Genomic DNA, 16,436 nt, shown 5'->3' with positions numbered 1-16,436 from the left:
CTTAGCTTTGCGCTCCAAGGGAAGCTCCACCTGTACCTTGGACGCGTGGTCGTGCCCAACAAGCCGTCCACCGAGGTGACGGCGCTCGACGATCGGTGGACCCGGCACTGCGTGGACCGGGCGAGCCGCCGTGCCCTGGTGTGGACGGTGCTCGCGGGCGCGGCCTTCGCGCTCCAGTTCGTGCTGGTACTGGTGTGGTCTTGGTCCTCACCGGTGGCGCTGGTGCTGCTCTTCTTCGCCGCGGCCGTGCTCTGGTGGGTGACACGTAAGCGTCCGGTGCGTTTACCGGAAGGCGAACCGTGGCATTTCGCCCATGTGAAGTGGGAAGGAGGGCGTCTGGTCGTGTTGTCGTCGCCGCCTCTGTTGCTGACCTTGAGCGTCGGTCCTCTGCTTCGCGGACGGATCGCACGTCACCGGCGTGTGTGGTTCGTGCCACCGGATTCCGCCGGGAACACCTTCGTCACGTTCCGAGGAGTACCGCGGTTGATCCCGGCGCGTGTGCAGAGATGATCATCGAGAACTGGAGCGACACCTGTCTGGCGCGGGCGGACCGGCGCGCGGTCGGCCACATCTTCTTCGCGCTCGCGGCGCTCGGCGTCGTGCTCTTCATCGGCTGGCTCTGGCTCATCGTGCTGTCCGTGCCCGTGGTGCTGGAACTCGCCGCACCGGGGCTGCGGCACTTCCTCACCCGCCGCGGCACCCTCGAGCTGATCGAGCGGTTCCCGTGGCGTCCGGTGTCGGTGAGCTTCGTGCCGGGCCGGCGCATCGGGCGGCAGGCCTACCTGCGGGTCGAGGACTCGGAGAAGCACCTGCGGCTGCCCGAACTCCCCGAACGGGCCCGGGTTCTCGTGCGGCACACGGGGCGGATGTGGATCGCCGGCCCGGACGAGCGCGGACGAGTCGTCGCGATGACGCGCGGGCTCGCGTTCCTCACCCGCGGACGGGTCATCGACCGGTAGCGATGCCTTCGGCCTCTGCCCACTGCGTGAGGTCGTCCTTGCGCAGCGCGGCCGCCAGCAGCTCGGGGAACTTGTCCGGTGTGCAGGCGAACGCGGGTGCGCCCAGCGCGTGCAGCTTCGCGGCCAGTTCGTGGTCGTAGGCGGGTGTGCCGGAGTCGCTGAGCGCCAACAGGTTCACGACCGTGACGCCGCTCGCGACCAGCTCGCGGACACGGCGCTGCAGCTCGGTCTCCGAACCACCCTCGTACAGGTCGCTGATGATCACGACGACCGTGTCGACAGGCCTGCGGACCTGCGTCTGCGCGTAGGCGACCGCGCGGTTGATGTCCGTGCCGCCGCCGAGCTGGGCGCTGAACAGCAGGTCCACCGGGTCGCTGAGCTGGTCGGTCAGGTCGGCCACCTCGGTGTCGAACACGACGAGCTTCGTCGAGATCGACCGGATGCTCGCAAGCGCCGAACCCAGGACCGCCGCGTGCACCAGGGACTCCGCCATCGAGCCCGACTGGTCGACCAGCAGGATCACGTCCCGCATCGCCGCGGTCCGGCTGCGCCTGCGGTGCCCGATCAGGTCCTCGACGATCACGGTCTTGTGCTGCGGCTGGTAGTTCTTGAGGTTCGCCTTGATCGTGGTCGCCCAGTCGACGTCCTGCAACTGCGGCCTCCTGGTGCGCCGCGACCTGTCGACCGCGCCGCGGACGGCCTCGACCAGCCGGTCCGTCAGGCGCTTCTCGATGTCCTCGACCACCTTGCGCACCACGGCTTTCGCGGTGTCGCGGGTGCGGGCGGGGATGGCGCGCGAAAGTTGCAGCAGGGTGCTGACGAGGTTCACGTCCGGCTCGACCGACTGCAGCAGTTCGGGTTCGAGCAGCAGCTGCTTGAGGCCGAGCTTCTCGACCGCGTCCCGTTGCATCACCTGCACGACGGAGGTGGGGAAGTACTTGCGGACGTCGCCGAGCCAGCGGTGCAGCTGCGGGGAGCTGGCGCCGAGACCGGCACCGCGATCACCGCCACCGCCGTACAGACCCGTGAGCGCGCCATCACGCCGTTGGTCGTCCTCGCCCAGCTCGGACACGTCTTCCGCGCTCGGGCCCAGGAGCAACCGCCAGCGCCGTAGCCGCTCTTCGGTCATTTGAGCGCGGCCGCCACTTCTTCGGCCGCACGCACGACGTGAGGGCCGATGACGTCCGCGTCGAGCTTCTCCAGCGCCACGACACCCACGGACGCCCTGAGGCCGGGCACGCCGCGCACAGGTGCCGCGACGCCGTACGCGTTCGGCTGCAGCTCACCGGCCGAGACGACCCACGGCTCGCCTGGGTGGGAGATGGCCTTGCCGGCCGCCCCGCGGTGCACCGGGTGGCGGGAACCCACCCGGTACGCCACGTGGAAAGCGGTCCACGACGGTTCCACGACGGCGACGGCCTGAGCCTCGGTGCCGTCCGCGACCGTGAGGTGCGCGGTGGCGCCGACCTTCTCGGCGAGCTCGCGCAACGCCGGGTTGGCCGCCATGCGCAGCTGGGGGAGGACGTTGGAGGCGAGGCGCAGCACGCCCAGGCCGAGCCTGACCTTCGAGCCCTCCCGGCGCACGAGACCGCGCGCCTGCAGGGGCACGAGAAGCCGGTACACGGCCGCTCTGGACGCGCCGATGGCGTTGGCGAGCTCCGAGATCGACGGTGCCTCGGACTCCGCCTCAGCGACCGCCTGGAGCAGCGCCAGACCCCGTTCCAGGGTCAGCGAGCTCTCCTTCGTCGCTCCGACCATCACGCACTCCGAACTGTTCCCACCACCTCGGCGAGTCCGACCACCGAGCCACCTTCCCCGGGGGCCGTCGCGGTCAGCTTGACCGTGTCGCCGTCCTCCAGGAAGGACCTCGTGGAGCCGTCGTCGAGCTTGAACGGTTCCTTGCCGCCCCAGCTGAGTTCGAGGAACGAGCCGCGCTCGTCCTTCTCCGGTCCGGAGACCGTGCCGGAGGCGAACAGATCACCTGGGCGCACCGTAGCCCCGTTCACCGTCATGTGTGCCAGCTGTTGCACAAATGACCACGACATCTCCCGGAACGGAGGCCGCGCGACGATCGTGTCGTTCAGCTCCACGGTGATCGTGATGTCCAGGCCCCAGGGCTGGTCGCACGTCAGGTAGTCGTGCAGCTTGTTCGGCAGCGGCGGCGTGGGGACGCGTGCAACTGAGAACGCCTCCAGCGGCGTGATCCACGCGCCGATCGACGTGGCGAACGACTTGGCCAGGAACGGGCCGAGCGGCTGGTACTCCCAGGCCTGGATGTCGCGTGCCGACCAGTCGTTGACCAGCGTGACGCCGAAGACGTGCTCGGCGGCCCTGCTGGTGGACACGTTGGCCGCCTTCGGGCCGCCGCAGACGAAGCCGACCTCGGCCTCGATGTCGAGGCGCTCGGAGGGACCGAACTTCGGGCCGTCGCTGCCGCGCTTCTGGCCGTTCGGGCGGACGATCTCCGTGCCCGAGACGTACACCGTGCCCGCGCGGCCGTGGTAGCCGATCGGGAGGTGCGTCCAGTTCGGCGTGAGCGCGTCACCGTCGGGGCGGAACATCTTCCCGACGTTCTCCGCGTGGTGCCGGGAGCTGTAGAAGTCCACGTAGTCGCCGACCGTGAACGGCAGCTTCGCGGTCTCGATCCCGACGAGCTCCGCGCCCTTGGGAGCCGAGCTCGACTGGACGATCTCCCTGAGCTTGGCGCGCAGCACGCTCCAGATCGGGCGTCCGGCTCCCAGCAGCGGGTCCAGCGAGTCCTCCTGGAGGTACTCGCTGCACTTGCCCAGCGCGAGGCTCTTGAGGAGCAACGCGCGGTCGCCGACGCGGACGGCCACGCCCCCGTCGACGACGCCGTAGGGGAGGGTCTGCGGTCCGAACGGCTGGTCCTCGGTGAAGTTCGGGTCGCTGATCCAGCTCACAGCAGGCCCAGCCCCTCGAGGTCGGTGACGGGTTCGGAGAGCGAGCACGAGCCGTAGCTCGCGAACACGCCTCGCACGGCGTGCGCGGCCTGGTCGCTGAGCGCCTTGGCCTCGGCGGTGAGAGCCTCGGCGTCGGTGCTCGCGAGCGCCTCGCGGACGTCGCGGCCGCTGAGGGACCGCGCGGTGGCCACGAGGAGGTTCAGGAAGCCGTGGTGGGTGAAGCCCTGCTCGTCGGTGTGGCGGACGGCCTTGTGCAGGCCCGCCGTCGCCTTGAAGGCGACGCCGCCGCCGCTGACGACGCTCAGGAAGTCACCGACCTCCTCGACGCTCGGGAAGTTCTCCTGGGAGAGCCCTCCGCAGCGCAGCTTGGGCCAGCTGCCGTGCTCGATGACCCGGCGGACGCCGTCGAGCCACTCGGCACCGCCGCGGCGGGGTTCGACGACGCGGATGACGTCCTCGGGGACGAACTCCGACACGCGCTCGAGCCACACCTCGTCCACATCGGACGGTGCGGGCATCTCGACCATGCGCAGAGCGAGGAGCTCACTGCGGCTCTCGACGATCGACACGGCCTTCGGCACGCCGCCGAGGCCGGTGTCGATCACGAGGCTCAGTGCTATCGGTTTGGCCGGCTTGACCTTGATCAGTTCGGTGATCAGCTCGGCGAGACGGGAGGCAGGACAGAGGAAGAGACCCATGACGCCGGCCCACTCGCCGACTCGTCCGTCGAGGTGACCGCGCACCGCGTCGGGCATCGACGCGCTCCCCGGAGGGAACAGCGCGGCATCGTCCACAAGCCTCGCGAGCAGGGGCGGGGTACCGCGCGGACCGGGCGCACGGAGTTCGACAGCGCTTGACACGGCTGACACGCTAGCCGTGTACCGCCAACTGAACAAAGATGTCCGATAATCGAACGCATCGGAAGGACCCGGAGAGCACTCATGGCTTACTACCGCCAGGTGGGAGAGATCCCCCGAAAGCGCCACACCCAGTTCCGCAAACCGGACGGTGGCCTCTACGCGGAAGAGCTCATGGGAGTCGAGGGGTTCTCGGCGGATTCGGCACTGCTGTACCACCGGTACCTGCCCACCGCGATCGTCAACGCGGAGACGGTGAAGGACGAGCGCGGGACCGCTTCCCCGAACCTGCCGCTGAAGCCGCGGCACTTCAAGACGACCGACCTGACCTGGGCTTCCGACGATGTCGACGCCGTGACCGGGCGGCGCAAGCTGTTCTCGAACCCCGACGTGACCATCGGTTTCGTGGTGGCCAGCGCGCCGTCCCCGTTGTACCGCAACGCCTTCGGTGACGAGCTGCTGTACGTGCAGGCCGGTTCGGGCGTCATCGAGACGATCTACGGGGCGTTGGAGGTCGGCGACGGCGACTACGTCGTGATCCCGACCTCGTGCACCTACCGGGTCGTGCCGTCCTCGCCGATGTCGTTGCTCGTGCTGGAGGCGACCGGGCACGTCGGGCCTCCCAAGCGCTACCTGTCCAAGGCCGGCCAGTTCCTGGAGCACTCGCCCTACTGCGAGCGCGACATCCGGGGGCCCGAGGAGCCGTTGCTCGTCGAGGGCACCGACGTCGACGTGCTCGTGCGGCACCGTGCGGGGCTCACGCGCTTCACCTACGCGAACCACCCGTTCGACGTCGTCGGCTGGGACGGGCACCTGTACCCGTGGGCGTTCAACATCCGCGACTTCGAACCGATCACCGGCCGCGTGCACCAGCCGCCGCCCGTGCACCAGACGTTCGAGGGCCCGAACTTCGTCGTGTGCTCGTTCGTGCCGCGCAAGGTCGACTACCACCCGCTGTCCGTGCCCGTGCCGTACAACCACGCGAACGTCGACTCGGACGAGCTGATGTTCTACGTCGGCGGCAACTACGAGGCGCGCAAGGGCTCGGGCATCGGCATCGGCTCGCTGTCGCTGCACCCGTCCGGCTGCACGCACGGCCCGCAGCCCGGTGCCGTGGAGGCGTCCCTGGGCGTCGACTACTTCGACGAGACCGCGGTCATGGTGGACACCTTCCGCCCCCTGGAACTGGGCGAGGCGGCGGAGGCCTCCGAGGACCCGGCGTACGCGTGGACGTGGGCCCGTCGCGGTCCGGCCTGATTTTCTGTCGGAGGTCCTCGCTAGTTTGGTCTCGTGAGGACAAGAGCCGTTCCGATGCGCTGGCAGGGCCTGGGCAAGGCCCTGCCGGTGCTGTGGGGCCTCTACACGGGCTCCGGCTCGATGCCGTACCGCGTGTGCGTCGACCTGGCCGCGGGCTCGGCCAAGTGCACGTGCCCGTCCCGCAAGTTCCCCTGCAAGCACGCCGTGAGCCTGCAGGAGCTCGACATCCCGGACGCCCTGCCGCCCGACTGGGTGCAGGAGTGGACCGCCCGCCGCGCCACCCGCGAGCTCGACTCCTCGCCCGAGGCCGTCGCCCGCAGGGTGCGCTCCCGCGAGAAGACGGCGGCGAACCGGGCCGCCGCCATGTCCGCGGGCATCGACGGCCTGCGCGACTGGCTCCTGGACGTGGCGTCCGCCGGTATCGCCTCCCTGCCGGGCCGCCCCGCCTCGTGGTGGCAGGCGTTCACCGCCCGCATGATCGACGCGCAGGTCCCCGGCGTGGCCTCCGCGGTGGCCGAGATCCAGGAGATCGTGTCGCGCTCGGGCCCCCGCTGGACCGCCGACGTGGCCGACCGCCTCGGCGGCCTGCACCTGCTCTGCTTCGTGCAGCCGCGCACCCGCCTGGGCGTCACGGTCCCCGAGGAGACGGTGAAGGCCTCGCCGGGCATCTCCGACCGCTGGGTGGCCCTGCTGCGCCTGGAGACCGACGACGGCCGGGTCCGCACCGTCCGCCAGTGGTGCTGGGGCCGCCAGACGTCCCGCTGGGTGGTGGCGATCCGCCACTCCGCCGTAGGAGCCCCCGTTCCGCTGCTGCCACACGGCCTGGAGTCCTCGGCCCTGGTCCACCCCTACCCGGCCTCGGACAGGGTGGCCCTGGGCGAACTGGAGGGCTCCCGCACCCCGGACCCGGTCCCCGCCCCGCCGTCGTGGCGAGCGTCCCTCGCCGCCCTGGAGCCGATGCTGACCGCCGACCCGTGGCAACGCCTCTTCCCGCTCGGCTGCACCTCGGTCCGGCTGCACGGCGCCACGCTGGTCGACACCTCCGGCCACGGCCTGCCCGTCCGCGACGACACGGGCCTCGACATGGCCCTGGCGCTGACCGGCGGCCTGCCGTTCGACGCCTGGGGCCTGTGGGACGGCCACGCACTCCGGCTGGGAGCGGTGTCGTTGAACGGCACCCTGGAGGTGGTCGCATGACCACCCCGCCCGCCACAGCCGCGCGCCGTCCGACAGCCCGCATCTGCTTCGAGGCCGTGCCACCGACCCGCTTCCGCCGCATCGCGGTTGCGCCGCCGGTCGGCGCCCGCGTGAAGCGGGCCGAGCCGGGCCTTTCGCGCCGGCGTTCGGCCGAGTCGGTCCGCCCGCAGCGCCGCACGGCCGCGCTACCGAACCGCTTCCCGGCTCGCATCCTCGTCACCCCGGGCGAGTCGGCTCGCCCCGACCGCATCCCGGCCGCACCGGCGGCCTGCTTCCTCCCCGCGTCCGCCCGCCCCTGCCTCGCCGCCGGTCAGCCCGCCACACCGGTCTGCTCCTGTCGGGAGCCAGCCGGGTCGGTCCGCCTGCGGAACCTCACGGCTGTGCTACCGGCCCGCCCGCACCGCTTCCCGGCTCGCACCCTCGTCACCCCGGGCGAGTCGGCTCGCCGCGGCCGCGCCCCGATCGCACCGCCTGCCCGTTTCCTCCCCGCGTCAGCCCACGCTGGCCGCGCCCCGATCGCACCACCGGCCCGTTTCCTCCCCACGTCAGCCCACGCTGACCGCGCCCCGACCGCACCACCGGCCCGTTTCCTCCCCACGTCAGCCCGCCCCCGCTTCACCGCGGCCGGCCACCCCACCGCCACGCCACCCACCCCCTCCCTCGACACCAGGGAGGCGGCGTGAAGGACGAGTGGTCCAAGACCGTCCAAGACCTCCTCATCGGCACCACGAGAGGCGGCGGCGACCCGACGGCCCTGCTGTCCGACTGCGCCGCCCTCGGCGTGGCCGCGTTCGGCGCCACCCTCCCGCAGGAGGCCACCGCCGAGCCGCTGCCGCTCGCCCCGCCCGAGTCCGCCGCCCTCCCCAGGCCGGCCGCCAGAGCGGTCCTGGAAGCGATCATGAGCCTCGACGACGAGGTCCTGCTCACCGAGTGGTGCGCTCTGGCCAAGGCCAACGGCGTCGTGGCCGAGCACCGCATGCTCCCGGCTCTGCTCGCCCACGGCACGGCCCGTCCGGGGCTGCGGTCCGCGGTGGTCGAGGTCCTCGGCACGAGGGGCCGCTGGCTCGCGAACACCCGTCCCGGCTGGTCCTGGGCGAGTGGTGCCGCCCCGCTGGTGGACGAGGTCCCGCTGGAGGAGGTCCTCGACCTGCCCAGCGCGCAACGAGTTCGTGCGCTGCGGCGCAAGCGCAAGACGGATCCGGCCCAGGTCGGCGCGTTCATCGCGCGGGAGTTCGTGGGGTCCCGCCGCTCGGCCGACCGCCAGGTGCTGATCAGCGCCCTCGAGACGGGTCTGGGCCCGCAGGACGAGCGGTTGCTGGAGGCCGCGCTCGACGACAAGGCGGCGGGCGTCCACGACGAGGCCCTCCGCCTCCTGCGCAACCTGGGGCGCACGCGCCTCGCCGCTCGTGCGGCCCACCGCCTGCGTCACGGCCTGCGCCTCACCGCGGACGGGCTCGACGTGCGGCCCGACGAGCTCTGGACCGGGCAGCCCGACGCGGCCGAGTTGCGCGACCTCATGCGTGACGGTTCCGAGAAGGGTGTGGCCGGCCGCATCCGGGCCGCGGCCGCGAGTGTTCCGCCGTCGTACTGGACCTCGACGCTCAAGGCAGACGACGACAAGGCCGCCGGCATCCTCCGGCGGGGGCCGTGGGCCGGCGCGCTGCTCAGAGGTGTCGCCGACCAGCTCGCCGCAGCGAAGGACCCGCGTCCGTGGGCCGTTGCCGCCGCCGAGACGCTGACCGGCATGGAGCAGCTGGAGATGCTGGCCGCGTTGCCCGCCGAGGTCGCCGAGCAGGCGGTCGTGGCGGTGTCGAAGGGCTGGCACTACGACCTGCTCGACCACGCCTGCGCCCAGCTGCCCGCTCCGTGGTCGCCGGAGACGACCCGAGCGCTCCTGCACCGCTACGCCGCCCTGCCCGACCCGCGCTGGCGGTCCGGGCGTCCGCCGGCCGTGCTGCTCGCGCGGGGTGACGCCGACCTGCTCGGTGCCAGCTGGGAGGCTCTGACCCGTCGCTGGCCGGAGAACTCCCTGGAACTGGAGGTCCTCCGGCTCCGCATCCGCCTGCGCGAATCGTTCGTTCCAGCACCGCCCCAGGAGGCCCAGTGACCGCCGTGCTCAGGCCGACGGCCGAACAGCAGTACGCCGCCGAGCTCGAGGCCGTCGCTGCCCAGGACGACCGGCAGCGGCCGCCCAACTGGCGGCTGTCCCCGCGGGCCGTGGTCACCTACGTCCTGGGCGGCACGCTCGCCGACGGCACCGTGATCTCGCCGAAGTACGTGGGTTCGCGCAGGCTCGTCGAGGTCGCGGTGGGCACGCTCGTCACGGACCGGGCGCTGCTGCTCGTCGGCGTGCCGGGCACGGCCAAGTCGTGGCTGTCCGAGCACCTCGCGGCGGCGGTCAGCGGCGACTCGACGCTGGTGGTCCAGGGGACGGCCGGCACGAGCGAGGACCAGGTCCGCTACGGCTGGAACTACGCCCGCCTCATCGCCGAGGGTCCCAGCGAGAACGCCCTCGTGCCGAGCCCGGTCATGAAGGGCATGCAGCAGGGGTCGGTCGTCCGGGTCGAAGAGCTCACCCGCATGCCGTCCGAGGTGCAGGACTCGTTCATCACCGTCCTCAGCGAGAAGTCACTGCCGGTGCCGGAGCTGAACTCCCAGATCCAGGCCGTTCCCGGCTTCACGGTCATCGCGACGGCCAACGACCGCGACCGCGGCGTCAACCAGATGTCGTCGGCGCTCGCCCGCCGCTTCAACACCGTGGTGCTGCCGCCGCCCGCGACCGAGGACGCCGAGGTCGAGATCGTCATCACCCGCGCCCAGCAACTCGGCAAGGCGCTCCAGCTGCCCGCCGAACCGCCCGCACTGGATGAGGTGCGCCGCGTCGTGCGGATCTTCCGCGAGCTGCGCAACGGCTCCACGGTGGACGGTCGCACGCAGCTGAAGAAGCCCAGCGGCAGCCTGTCCACCGCCGAGGCGATCTCGGTCATCGCGAACGGCATGGCGCTCGCCGGTCACTTCGGCGACGGCACGCTGGGCGCGGACGAGCTCGCGAGCGGCCTCATCGGGTCCGTGATCAAGGACCGGGTGTCGGACGCGACGGTCTGGCAGGAGTACCTCGAGACGGTGCTGAAGGAGCGAGCCGAGTGGCGTGACCTCTACCGGGCCTGCCTGGACGCCAGCGGTGACTGAGCCGGTCCTCCTCGGCATCCGGCACCACGGCCCAGGCTCGGCCCGGATGGTCAAGCGGGCGCTGGAGCAGACGAGCCCGGCGCTCATCCTGATCGAGGGGCCACCGGAGGCGGACGCGCTCCTCGAGCACGTCCACGCCCTCACGCCGCCGGTCGCGATCCTGCTGCACGACGAGACCGAACCCGAGAGCGCGGCGTTCTGGCCGTTCGCGGAGTTCTCGCCTGAGTGGCAGGCGCTGAAGTACGCGAGCGAGAACGGCACCACAGCACGCTTCTTCGACCTGCCGGCCGCGGCGTCCATCGGCGACGACGGCCCGAGCGGCACCGTCGACCCGATCGGCCTGCTCGCCGAGGCCGCGGGCTTCGACGACCCGGAACGCTGGTGGGAGGACGTGGTCGAGCACAGCGCGTCGGACCCGCTCGACCTCGCGGACGCCATCGCCGAGGCCATGGTCGCCGTGCGCGCGGAGTTCGAAGGCGAAGTGGGCGAACGCACGCTGCGCCGAGAAGCGTTCATGCGCCAGACGATCCGCAAGGCGCGCAAGGAGACCGACGGCCCGATAGTCGTGGTCTGCGGCGCCTGGCACGTCCCCGCGCTGCTCGCCACACCGACCGTCGCCGCCGACACCGCGTTGCTCAAAGGCCTGCGCCGCCGCAAGATCTCCGGCACCTGGGTCCCGTGGAGCCACGGTCAGCTGGCCGCCGAATCGGGCTACGGCGCCGGCATCGACTCCCCGGGCTGGTACGCGCACCTCTGGCAGCACCAGGCCGACGTCGTCCCGCGCTGGTTCGCCAAAGCCGCCGCGGTGCTCCGGGAAGAAGACCTGCCGGCGTCGACGGCGAGCGCGGTGGAAGCCGTCCGGCTCGCGGAAACCCTTGCCGCACTGCGGGAACGCCCCAGCGCGGGCCTGAGCGAGGTCAACGAGGCAGCACTCGCCGTGCTCTGCGGCGGCGAGGAGATCCACCTGCGGCTGGTCCACCGCAAACTCGTCGTCGGCGAACGCCTGGGCGAGGTGGGCGAGGCCGTCCCGCGTTCACCGCTGGCCGCGGATCTCCAGCGCCTGCAACGCAAACTCCGCCTTCCCGCGGACGTCCAGCCCAAGCAGCTCAAGCTGGACCTGCGCAAGGACACCGATCGCGAACGCTCGAAACTCCTGCAGCGCCTGGACGTCCTGGGCGTGCCGTGGGGCAAGCCGGACCGCTCCAACTCCCTCGGCACCTTCGCCGAGGTGTGGCAGCTCCGCTGGGACCCGATCTTCGCGGTGTCCGTGGCCGTCGCCGCGCGCCACGGCACCACCGTCCACACGGCAGCCGAGACCGTCCTCGTCCAGGCCGCCAAGGACGCCACGAGGGTGGCCGACGCCGCCGCGGCCCTCACGAAGTCCGTGGGCTGCGAAGTCCCCGCGGCCGTCGCCGAGGCCCGCCACGCCCTGGACCGGTGCGCCGCGATGGCCACCGACGCCCTCGAACTGCTGGCCGCCCTCCCGGACCTGGCCAGGACGGTCCGCTACGGCTCGGTCCGGGGCACCGACCCGGAACTGCTGCGCGTGGCCCTGCACGGCCTGCTCACCCGAGGAGCCGTGGGCCTCCCGATCGCCTGCCGCAACGTCGACGACGAAACGGCGGAACACGCCCTGCAGGTGGTGGACGGCGCCCACGAGGCCACCCGCCTGGCAGCCGACGAGGACCACCAGAAGACCTGGTGGCGCGCTCTGCACGCCCTGGTCAAGGCGGAAGCCCACGGCCTGCCGACGGGCAGGGCCACCCGCCTGCTCTGGGAGGCAGGCGAACTGACCAGCGACGACGTGGCCGCCCGCCTGCACCGCTCGGTCGCCACCGCGTTCGTCGCAGGCTTCCTGCGCGGGTCGGCCACCCTCCTGGCGGCGGACCCGCGCCTCTTCGGCCTCATCGACGAGTGGCTCAGCGGCCTGCGCGGCGAGGCGTTCGACGACGCCCTGCCCCTGCTCCGGCGAGCCGTCACCGACTTCACGCCGGCCGAGCGCCGCCTGCTCGGCGAACGCGTCGTCGCGGGCGAGACCCCGCAGCCGGCGGCCGACGACGAGTGGGACCTGGAGATCGCCGAACGCCTCGCCGCCCACGTCCGCGGCCTGATGGCCGGAGTTTCACGACCGCAGGATCCGCCGATCCCAGAGGCGTGACCGCACAGGAAGAAGACCGCCTCGCAGCCTCGGACGAGGACCGCCTCATCGCACCCGACGAGGAGCGCCTCGCCGCGCCGGACGAAGACCGCCTCGCCGTTCCGGACGGGGACCGTCTCGCCGCGCCGGGTGAAGAGGGCCCCGCCGCCCCCGACGAGGACCGCCTTGCCGCGCCTGACGAGGACCGTCTCGCCGCGCCGGACGAAGACGGCCTGGCCGCGCCTGACGAGGAGCATCTCACCGCGTCGGACGGCGACGGCCTTGCGGCTTCGGACGGGGACCGCCCCGTCGCCTCGGGCGAAGACCGCCCTGCCGCGTCGGGCGAAAGTCTCCTCACCTCCACGCCGGACGAAAGCCGCCTCGACGAGACGCAACACCTCATCGACGAGGCCAAGAAGATCGCCCACGACCTGCGCGAAGCGGTCCCGGACACCACTCCCGAACCTCCGCGCGAAGACGGCTCCCCGGCGAACTAGCGCGAGCTAGACGGACCAGGGCGGCGTGATCGTCCGCCCGTCCGCCAGCGTGCCCTGGATGCCCACCGACGTGGCCACCAGCACCCGCGCCGGCCCGCCGGTCAGCGACAGCTCGGTGTTCGGCGGCACCACGACGGCGTCGCCGACACCGGCGGTCTGGCCCTGGATCGTGACCGACCCGGACAGCACGTAGAACACCTCCTCCTTCGACGCGCGGTGAGGCGTGCCATCACCGCCTTCCGGCACGTCGACGGTCCACAGCGCGATCTCCGCACTGCCGCGCGACGGCACGGCCAGCGGTCTGAACTCGAACCCGCCGAACTCGAACAGCTCCGCGGAATCCCCGGTCACCAGCAAGACAACCTCCAAAGTAGTCAACCAAGTTGTCTAACCTTAGAATAAGGTCAACCAAGTTGTCTACCCAAAATCGGGGAAGCATGGAACCGGTGCCGATGCTGCTGGCGATGACGTACCGCGCCATGGGCGACCAGTTCCACGACCGGCTCCGCCAGATCGGCCTCGAACCGCTCAGGCCCGCGCACGGCTACGTCTTCCGGTTCCTCAAGGAGAAGCGCGCCACCACCGTCGACATCGGACAGCACCTCGGCGTCACGAAGCAGGCCGCCGCGAAGATCGTCAACGAGCTCGACGACTGGGGTTACGTCCTGCGGGAGCCGCACCCGACGGACAAGCGCGCCCAGTACGTCACGCTGACCACGAAGGGCCGCGACTACCTGAAGTTCGCGGACAACCTGTGGTCCGACCTCGAAGGCGAGATGGCCGAGGCGATCGGCGAGGACACGCTCGCCTCCATCCGGCAGGGCCTCGCCGCGTACCTGAGGCACGTCCACGGCGAGGACCAGCCGGGCCTCCGACCGGTCTGGTAACTGCTAGTGGCGCGTCTCGGAACGTGGCGAGGTGATCCACGCTCAGCAGGGCACCTCGCGGCGCCGCCCCCGCGCCCCGTGCAACCAGTACGAGGACGTGGGGGCGACACCACGACGCACCCGTCTGACCGCGAATTCCCCCGGCAACCTTCCGGGCCACACCACTAGAACACCTGCGTCAAAGCGACCACGCCGAACACCGCGAAGACCACTCCGGCCACCCGCTGGATCCAGTGCGTCGGCAACCGCCCGGCGAGCTTGCGCCCCACCAGGACAGCCAGCCCGGCCACGGCGACCAGTGCGAACCAGGCACCGAGACCGACGGCCAGCGGTGCGCCGTACCTGGCGGTGATGCCGGCGGTCGCGAGCTGCGAGGCGTCGCCCCACTCGGCCGCGAACAGCACGCCGAACGACGTCAATGCCGCACGCCAGAACGGCACGACGGTGCTGGTCCCGGCTTCGTCGGCAGAGTCCTCGTCACGCGAGAAGCCCTCCTTGAGCAGCATGAACGCGCCCACGCCGAACAGCAGAGCGACCACTGCGGCGACCACGCGGTCGGGGAGCAGGGTGATGGCGGAACCGAACGCGACGGCCACCACGCTCTGCACGGCGAACGCGGCGACCACGCCGACGAACACCGGCCAGGCGCGGTAGCGCGTGGTCAGCACCAGGGTGGCGACCATCGTCTTGTCGGGGAGCTCGACGAGGAACACCACCGCGAAGGCGGTGATGAACGCGAGCAATGATGTGGCCACGAGGTCCTCCACGTCCGAATACGTTCCCGGACGGAGGCGCGACAGACCCCGACCAGGCATGCTGCAACCTGGCCGGAGGTCTCGTTCGCCCGACGAAATCATCGGGTGTGGGACCGGATCCACTCGAAGGCGGATCAGTATGTCGATCTCCACGCCACCGGCTGCGAACTCCGGTGGGAACTACTCCCCTCTGGCACACACATCGTATCCGACGCATGTCACCCACAAGGCGTGACCTCGCGCACGGGACCTTGGTCCCGAGTGTGGACGGGACCGTCGTACCTGATGGCGGCCATGATCCGCACCTACGCTCGAAGACGTGGAAGTACTCGAACTCGCGCGGTGGCAGTTCGGCATCACCACCGTCTACCACTTTCTGATGGTGCCGCTGACGATCGGCCTTTCCCTGCTGGTGGCAGGGATGCAGACCGCGTGGGTGCGCACGGGCAACGAGCGCTACTACAAGATGACGAAGTTCTGGGGGAAGCTCCTCCTGATCAACTTCGCCATGGGTGTCGTGACGGGCATCGTGCAGGAGTTCCAGTTCGGCATGGCCTGGAGCGCCTACTCGCGGTTCGTCGGTGACGTGTTCGGCGCGCCGCTCGCGATGGAGGCGCTCGTCGCCTTCTTCGTCGAGTCGACGTTCCTCGGACTGTGGATCTTCGGCTGGGACAAGTTGCCGAAGAAGGTCCACCTGGCGTGCGCCTGGGCGTTCAGCCTCGCGACCATGGCCAGCGCGTACTTCATCCTCGCCGCCAACTCGTGGATGCAGCACCCGGTCGGCATCGAGATGCACGAGGGCCGTCCGCGCCTCACCTCGATCTGGGCCGTGCTGACGAACAACACGACGCTCGCCGCCTTCCCGCACACCATCGCGGGCGCGTTCGCGGTGTCGGCCGCCTTCCTCGTGGGCATCGCCGCCTGGCACCTGCACCGCAAGTCGGAGGAGGAACGGGTCTGGCGCAGCTCGCTCAAGCTCGGCACCTGGGTCGGCGTGGTCGCGTTCAGCGTCCTGGCGATCACCGGTGACCTGCAGGGCAAGCTGATGTTCGAACAGCAGCCGATGAAGATGGCCGCCGCGGAAGCGTTGTGCCACACCGAACAGCCCGCGAGCTTCAGCATCTTCGCGATCGGCGACGTCACCAGGCCCGACTGCGAGAACGTCAAGAGCATCACGGTGCCCGCACTGCTGAGCTTCTTGGCGCACAACGACTTCAGCAGCGAGGTCAAGGGAATCCAGGACCTCGTCCCGATGTACCAGGAGAAGTACGGCGAGTTCTACCCCGTCGACGAACGGCTCGGCGAGCTCAGCGGCAAGCCGATCGACTACGTGCCCGCGCTTCCCGTGACGTACTGGGGTTTCCGGTTGATGATCGGGTTCGGTGGCATCTCGGCCGGGCTGGGCGTCCTCATGCTCTGGTTGACCCGGAAGAACCGGACGCCCACCGGCTGGTGGTTCCCGGCACTCGGTCTCGCCGGCATCGCGACTCCCTTCCTGGCCAACAGCGCGGGCTGGATCTTCACCGAGATGGGGCGGCAGCCGTTCGTCGTGGTGCCGAACCCGAGCGGGGTCGACGGGGTGTGGATGTTCACCGCGCAGGCGGTCAGCCAGTCCACGCCCGGCGAGGTCCTGACCTCGCTCATCGCGCTGACCGCGGTCTACACCGTGCTGGCGGTCGTGGAGTTCTACCTGATCCGCAAGTACGTCAGAGGCGGGATTCCCGGTGTGCTGCCGCAGAAGACCGACGACGGCGCCCTGGCGTTCGCGTACTAGGGGAGA

At 70.9% G+C, this 16,436-nt stretch carries 17 protein-coding genes; 11 read left to right on the top strand and 6 right to left on the bottom strand.

Going from position 1 to position 16,436, the window contains the following annotated elements; translation table 11 throughout:
* Positions 1–45 precede the first annotated feature (45 nt).
* Together DFR72_RS39245 and DFR72_RS39240 are read left to right on the top strand one after the other, a co-directional pair.
* Positions 46–510 carry a hypothetical protein gene (locus DFR72_RS39245; RefSeq protein WP_245983835.1) on the top strand — a complete coding sequence of 155 codons (465 nt, stop codon included), beginning with the start codon at positions 46–48 and terminating at the stop codon, positions 508–510.
* Positions 507–959, top strand: coding sequence for a hypothetical protein (locus DFR72_RS39240; protein WP_090072118.1), 453 nt, complete (start codon positions 507–509; stop codon positions 957–959). Before DFR72_RS39245 ends, DFR72_RS39240 begins: the two co-directional genes overlap by 4 nt.
* Here the strand turns inward: DFR72_RS39240 and DFR72_RS39235 are convergent.
* Genes DFR72_RS39235 through DFR72_RS39220 form a run of 4 tightly spaced genes read right to left on the bottom strand, consistent with a single transcriptional unit; the run spans position 946 to position 4,740 of the window.
* Complete coding sequence (locus DFR72_RS39235) at positions 946–2,088, bottom strand: VWA domain-containing protein (protein ID WP_036016296.1); 1,143 nt, start codon at positions 2,086–2,088, stop codon at positions 946–948. The two genes, DFR72_RS39240 and DFR72_RS39235, sit on opposite strands and share 14 nt — an antisense overlap.
* On the bottom strand, positions 2,085–2,717 hold the full coding sequence (locus DFR72_RS39230; RefSeq protein WP_090072121.1) for an IclR family transcriptional regulator: 633 nt from the start codon (positions 2,715–2,717) through the stop codon (positions 2,085–2,087). The genes DFR72_RS39235 and DFR72_RS39230 overlap by 4 nt, the downstream gene beginning before the upstream one ends.
* Positions 2,717–3,880 (bottom strand): fumarylacetoacetate hydrolase family protein, encoded by a 1,164-nt coding sequence (locus tag DFR72_RS39225; protein ID WP_090072123.1) that lies wholly within the window; start codon positions 3,878–3,880, stop codon positions 2,717–2,719. Before DFR72_RS39225 ends, DFR72_RS39230 begins: the two co-directional genes overlap by 1 nt.
* Positions 3,877–4,740, bottom strand: coding sequence for a hypothetical protein (locus DFR72_RS39220; RefSeq protein ID WP_090072125.1), 864 nt, complete (start codon positions 4,738–4,740; stop codon positions 3,877–3,879). Before DFR72_RS39220 ends, DFR72_RS39225 begins: the two co-directional genes overlap by 4 nt.
* Before the next feature lie 81 nt (positions 4,741–4,821).
* Between DFR72_RS39220 and DFR72_RS39215 the strand changes: the two genes are divergently transcribed.
* The 7 genes from DFR72_RS39215 to DFR72_RS39190 are packed head-to-tail and all read left to right on the top strand — an operon-like array spanning position 4,822 to position 13,014.
* On the top strand, positions 4,822–5,994 hold the full coding sequence (locus tag DFR72_RS39215) for a homogentisate 1,2-dioxygenase (protein ID WP_090072127.1): 1,173 nt from the start codon (positions 4,822–4,824) through the stop codon (positions 5,992–5,994).
* Between the two features lie 33 nt (positions 5,995–6,027).
* Positions 6,028–7,191, top strand: a complete 1,164-nt coding sequence (locus tag DFR72_RS39210) for an SWIM zinc finger family protein (RefSeq protein WP_143086976.1) — start codon at positions 6,028–6,030, stop codon at positions 7,189–7,191.
* A complete protein-coding gene (locus DFR72_RS45195; protein ID WP_143086977.1) occupies positions 7,188–7,874 on the top strand; it encodes a hypothetical protein in 687 nt (228 codons plus the stop codon). Before DFR72_RS39210 ends, DFR72_RS45195 begins: the two co-directional genes overlap by 4 nt.
* Entirely contained in the window at positions 7,871–9,298 is a 1,428-nt protein-coding gene (locus DFR72_RS39205; RefSeq protein WP_090072132.1) for a DUF5691 domain-containing protein, read from the top strand. The genes DFR72_RS45195 and DFR72_RS39205 overlap by 4 nt, the downstream gene beginning before the upstream one ends.
* Complete coding sequence (locus DFR72_RS39200; RefSeq protein ID WP_211335694.1) at positions 9,295–10,380, top strand: ATP-binding protein; 1,086 nt, start codon at positions 9,295–9,297, stop codon at positions 10,378–10,380. Before DFR72_RS39205 ends, DFR72_RS39200 begins: the two co-directional genes overlap by 4 nt.
* Positions 10,373–12,538 carry a DUF5682 family protein gene (locus DFR72_RS39195; protein ID WP_245983834.1) on the top strand — a complete coding sequence of 722 codons (2,166 nt, stop codon included), beginning with the start codon at positions 10,373–10,375 and terminating at the stop codon, positions 12,536–12,538. The genes DFR72_RS39200 and DFR72_RS39195 overlap by 8 nt, the downstream gene beginning before the upstream one ends.
* Positions 12,535–13,014, top strand: coding sequence for a hypothetical protein (locus tag DFR72_RS39190; RefSeq protein ID WP_090072136.1), 480 nt, complete (start codon positions 12,535–12,537; stop codon positions 13,012–13,014). Before DFR72_RS39195 ends, DFR72_RS39190 begins: the two co-directional genes overlap by 4 nt.
* 6 nt (positions 13,015–13,020) lie before the next feature.
* On the opposite strand, the gene DFR72_RS39185 is transcribed toward DFR72_RS39190, so the two are convergent.
* A complete protein-coding gene (locus DFR72_RS39185) occupies positions 13,021–13,365 on the bottom strand; it encodes a cupin domain-containing protein (protein WP_245983833.1) in 345 nt (114 codons plus the stop codon).
* 86 nt (positions 13,366–13,451) lie between these two features.
* Here DFR72_RS39185 and DFR72_RS39180 point away from each other — a divergent pair, with 86 nt between their 5' ends.
* Positions 13,452–13,901 (top strand): MarR family winged helix-turn-helix transcriptional regulator, encoded by a 450-nt coding sequence (locus DFR72_RS39180; RefSeq protein WP_211335692.1) that lies wholly within the window; start codon positions 13,452–13,454, stop codon positions 13,899–13,901.
* 164 nt (positions 13,902–14,065) lie between these two features.
* Here the strand turns inward: DFR72_RS39180 and DFR72_RS39175 are convergent, their stop codons facing one another.
* Complete coding sequence (locus DFR72_RS39175) at positions 14,066–14,644, bottom strand: TMEM165/GDT1 family protein (protein ID WP_090072277.1); 579 nt, start codon at positions 14,642–14,644, stop codon at positions 14,066–14,068.
* 331 nt (positions 14,645–14,975) lie between these two features.
* Between DFR72_RS39175 and DFR72_RS39170 the strand changes: the two genes are divergently transcribed.
* A complete protein-coding gene (locus DFR72_RS39170) occupies positions 14,976–16,430 on the top strand; it encodes a cytochrome ubiquinol oxidase subunit I (protein WP_090072138.1) in 1,455 nt (484 codons plus the stop codon).
* Positions 16,431–16,436 lie beyond the last annotated feature (6 nt).

The organism is Lentzea flaviverrucosa, from assembly GCF_003350445.1.
Classification (GTDB): domain Bacteria; phylum Actinomycetota; class Actinomycetes; order Mycobacteriales; family Pseudonocardiaceae; genus Lentzea; species Lentzea californiensis.
The sequence above is the reverse complement of the archived record's forward strand: the minus strand, read 5'-3'. Positions and strand labels throughout refer to the sequence as shown.

Coding starts and splice junctions, on each gene's coding strand:
- DFR72_RS39240 (WP_090072118.1), top strand. CDS start 507: ATGATCATCGAGAACTGGAGCGACACCTGTCTGGCGCGGGCGGACCGG.
- DFR72_RS39230 (WP_090072121.1), bottom strand. CDS start 2,717: ATGGTCGGAGCGACGAAGGAGAGCTCGCTGACCCTGGAACGGGGTCTG.
- DFR72_RS39180 (WP_211335692.1), top strand. CDS start 13,452: ATGGAACCGGTGCCGATGCTGCTGGCGATGACGTACCGCGCCATGGGC.
- DFR72_RS39215 (WP_090072127.1), top strand. CDS start 4,822: ATGGCTTACTACCGCCAGGTGGGAGAGATCCCCCGAAAGCGCCACACC.
- DFR72_RS39235 (WP_036016296.1), bottom strand. CDS start 2,088: ATGACCGAAGAGCGGCTACGGCGCTGGCGGTTGCTCCTGGGCCCGAGC.
- DFR72_RS45195 (WP_143086977.1), top strand. CDS start 7,188: ATGACCACCCCGCCCGCCACAGCCGCGCGCCGTCCGACAGCCCGCATC.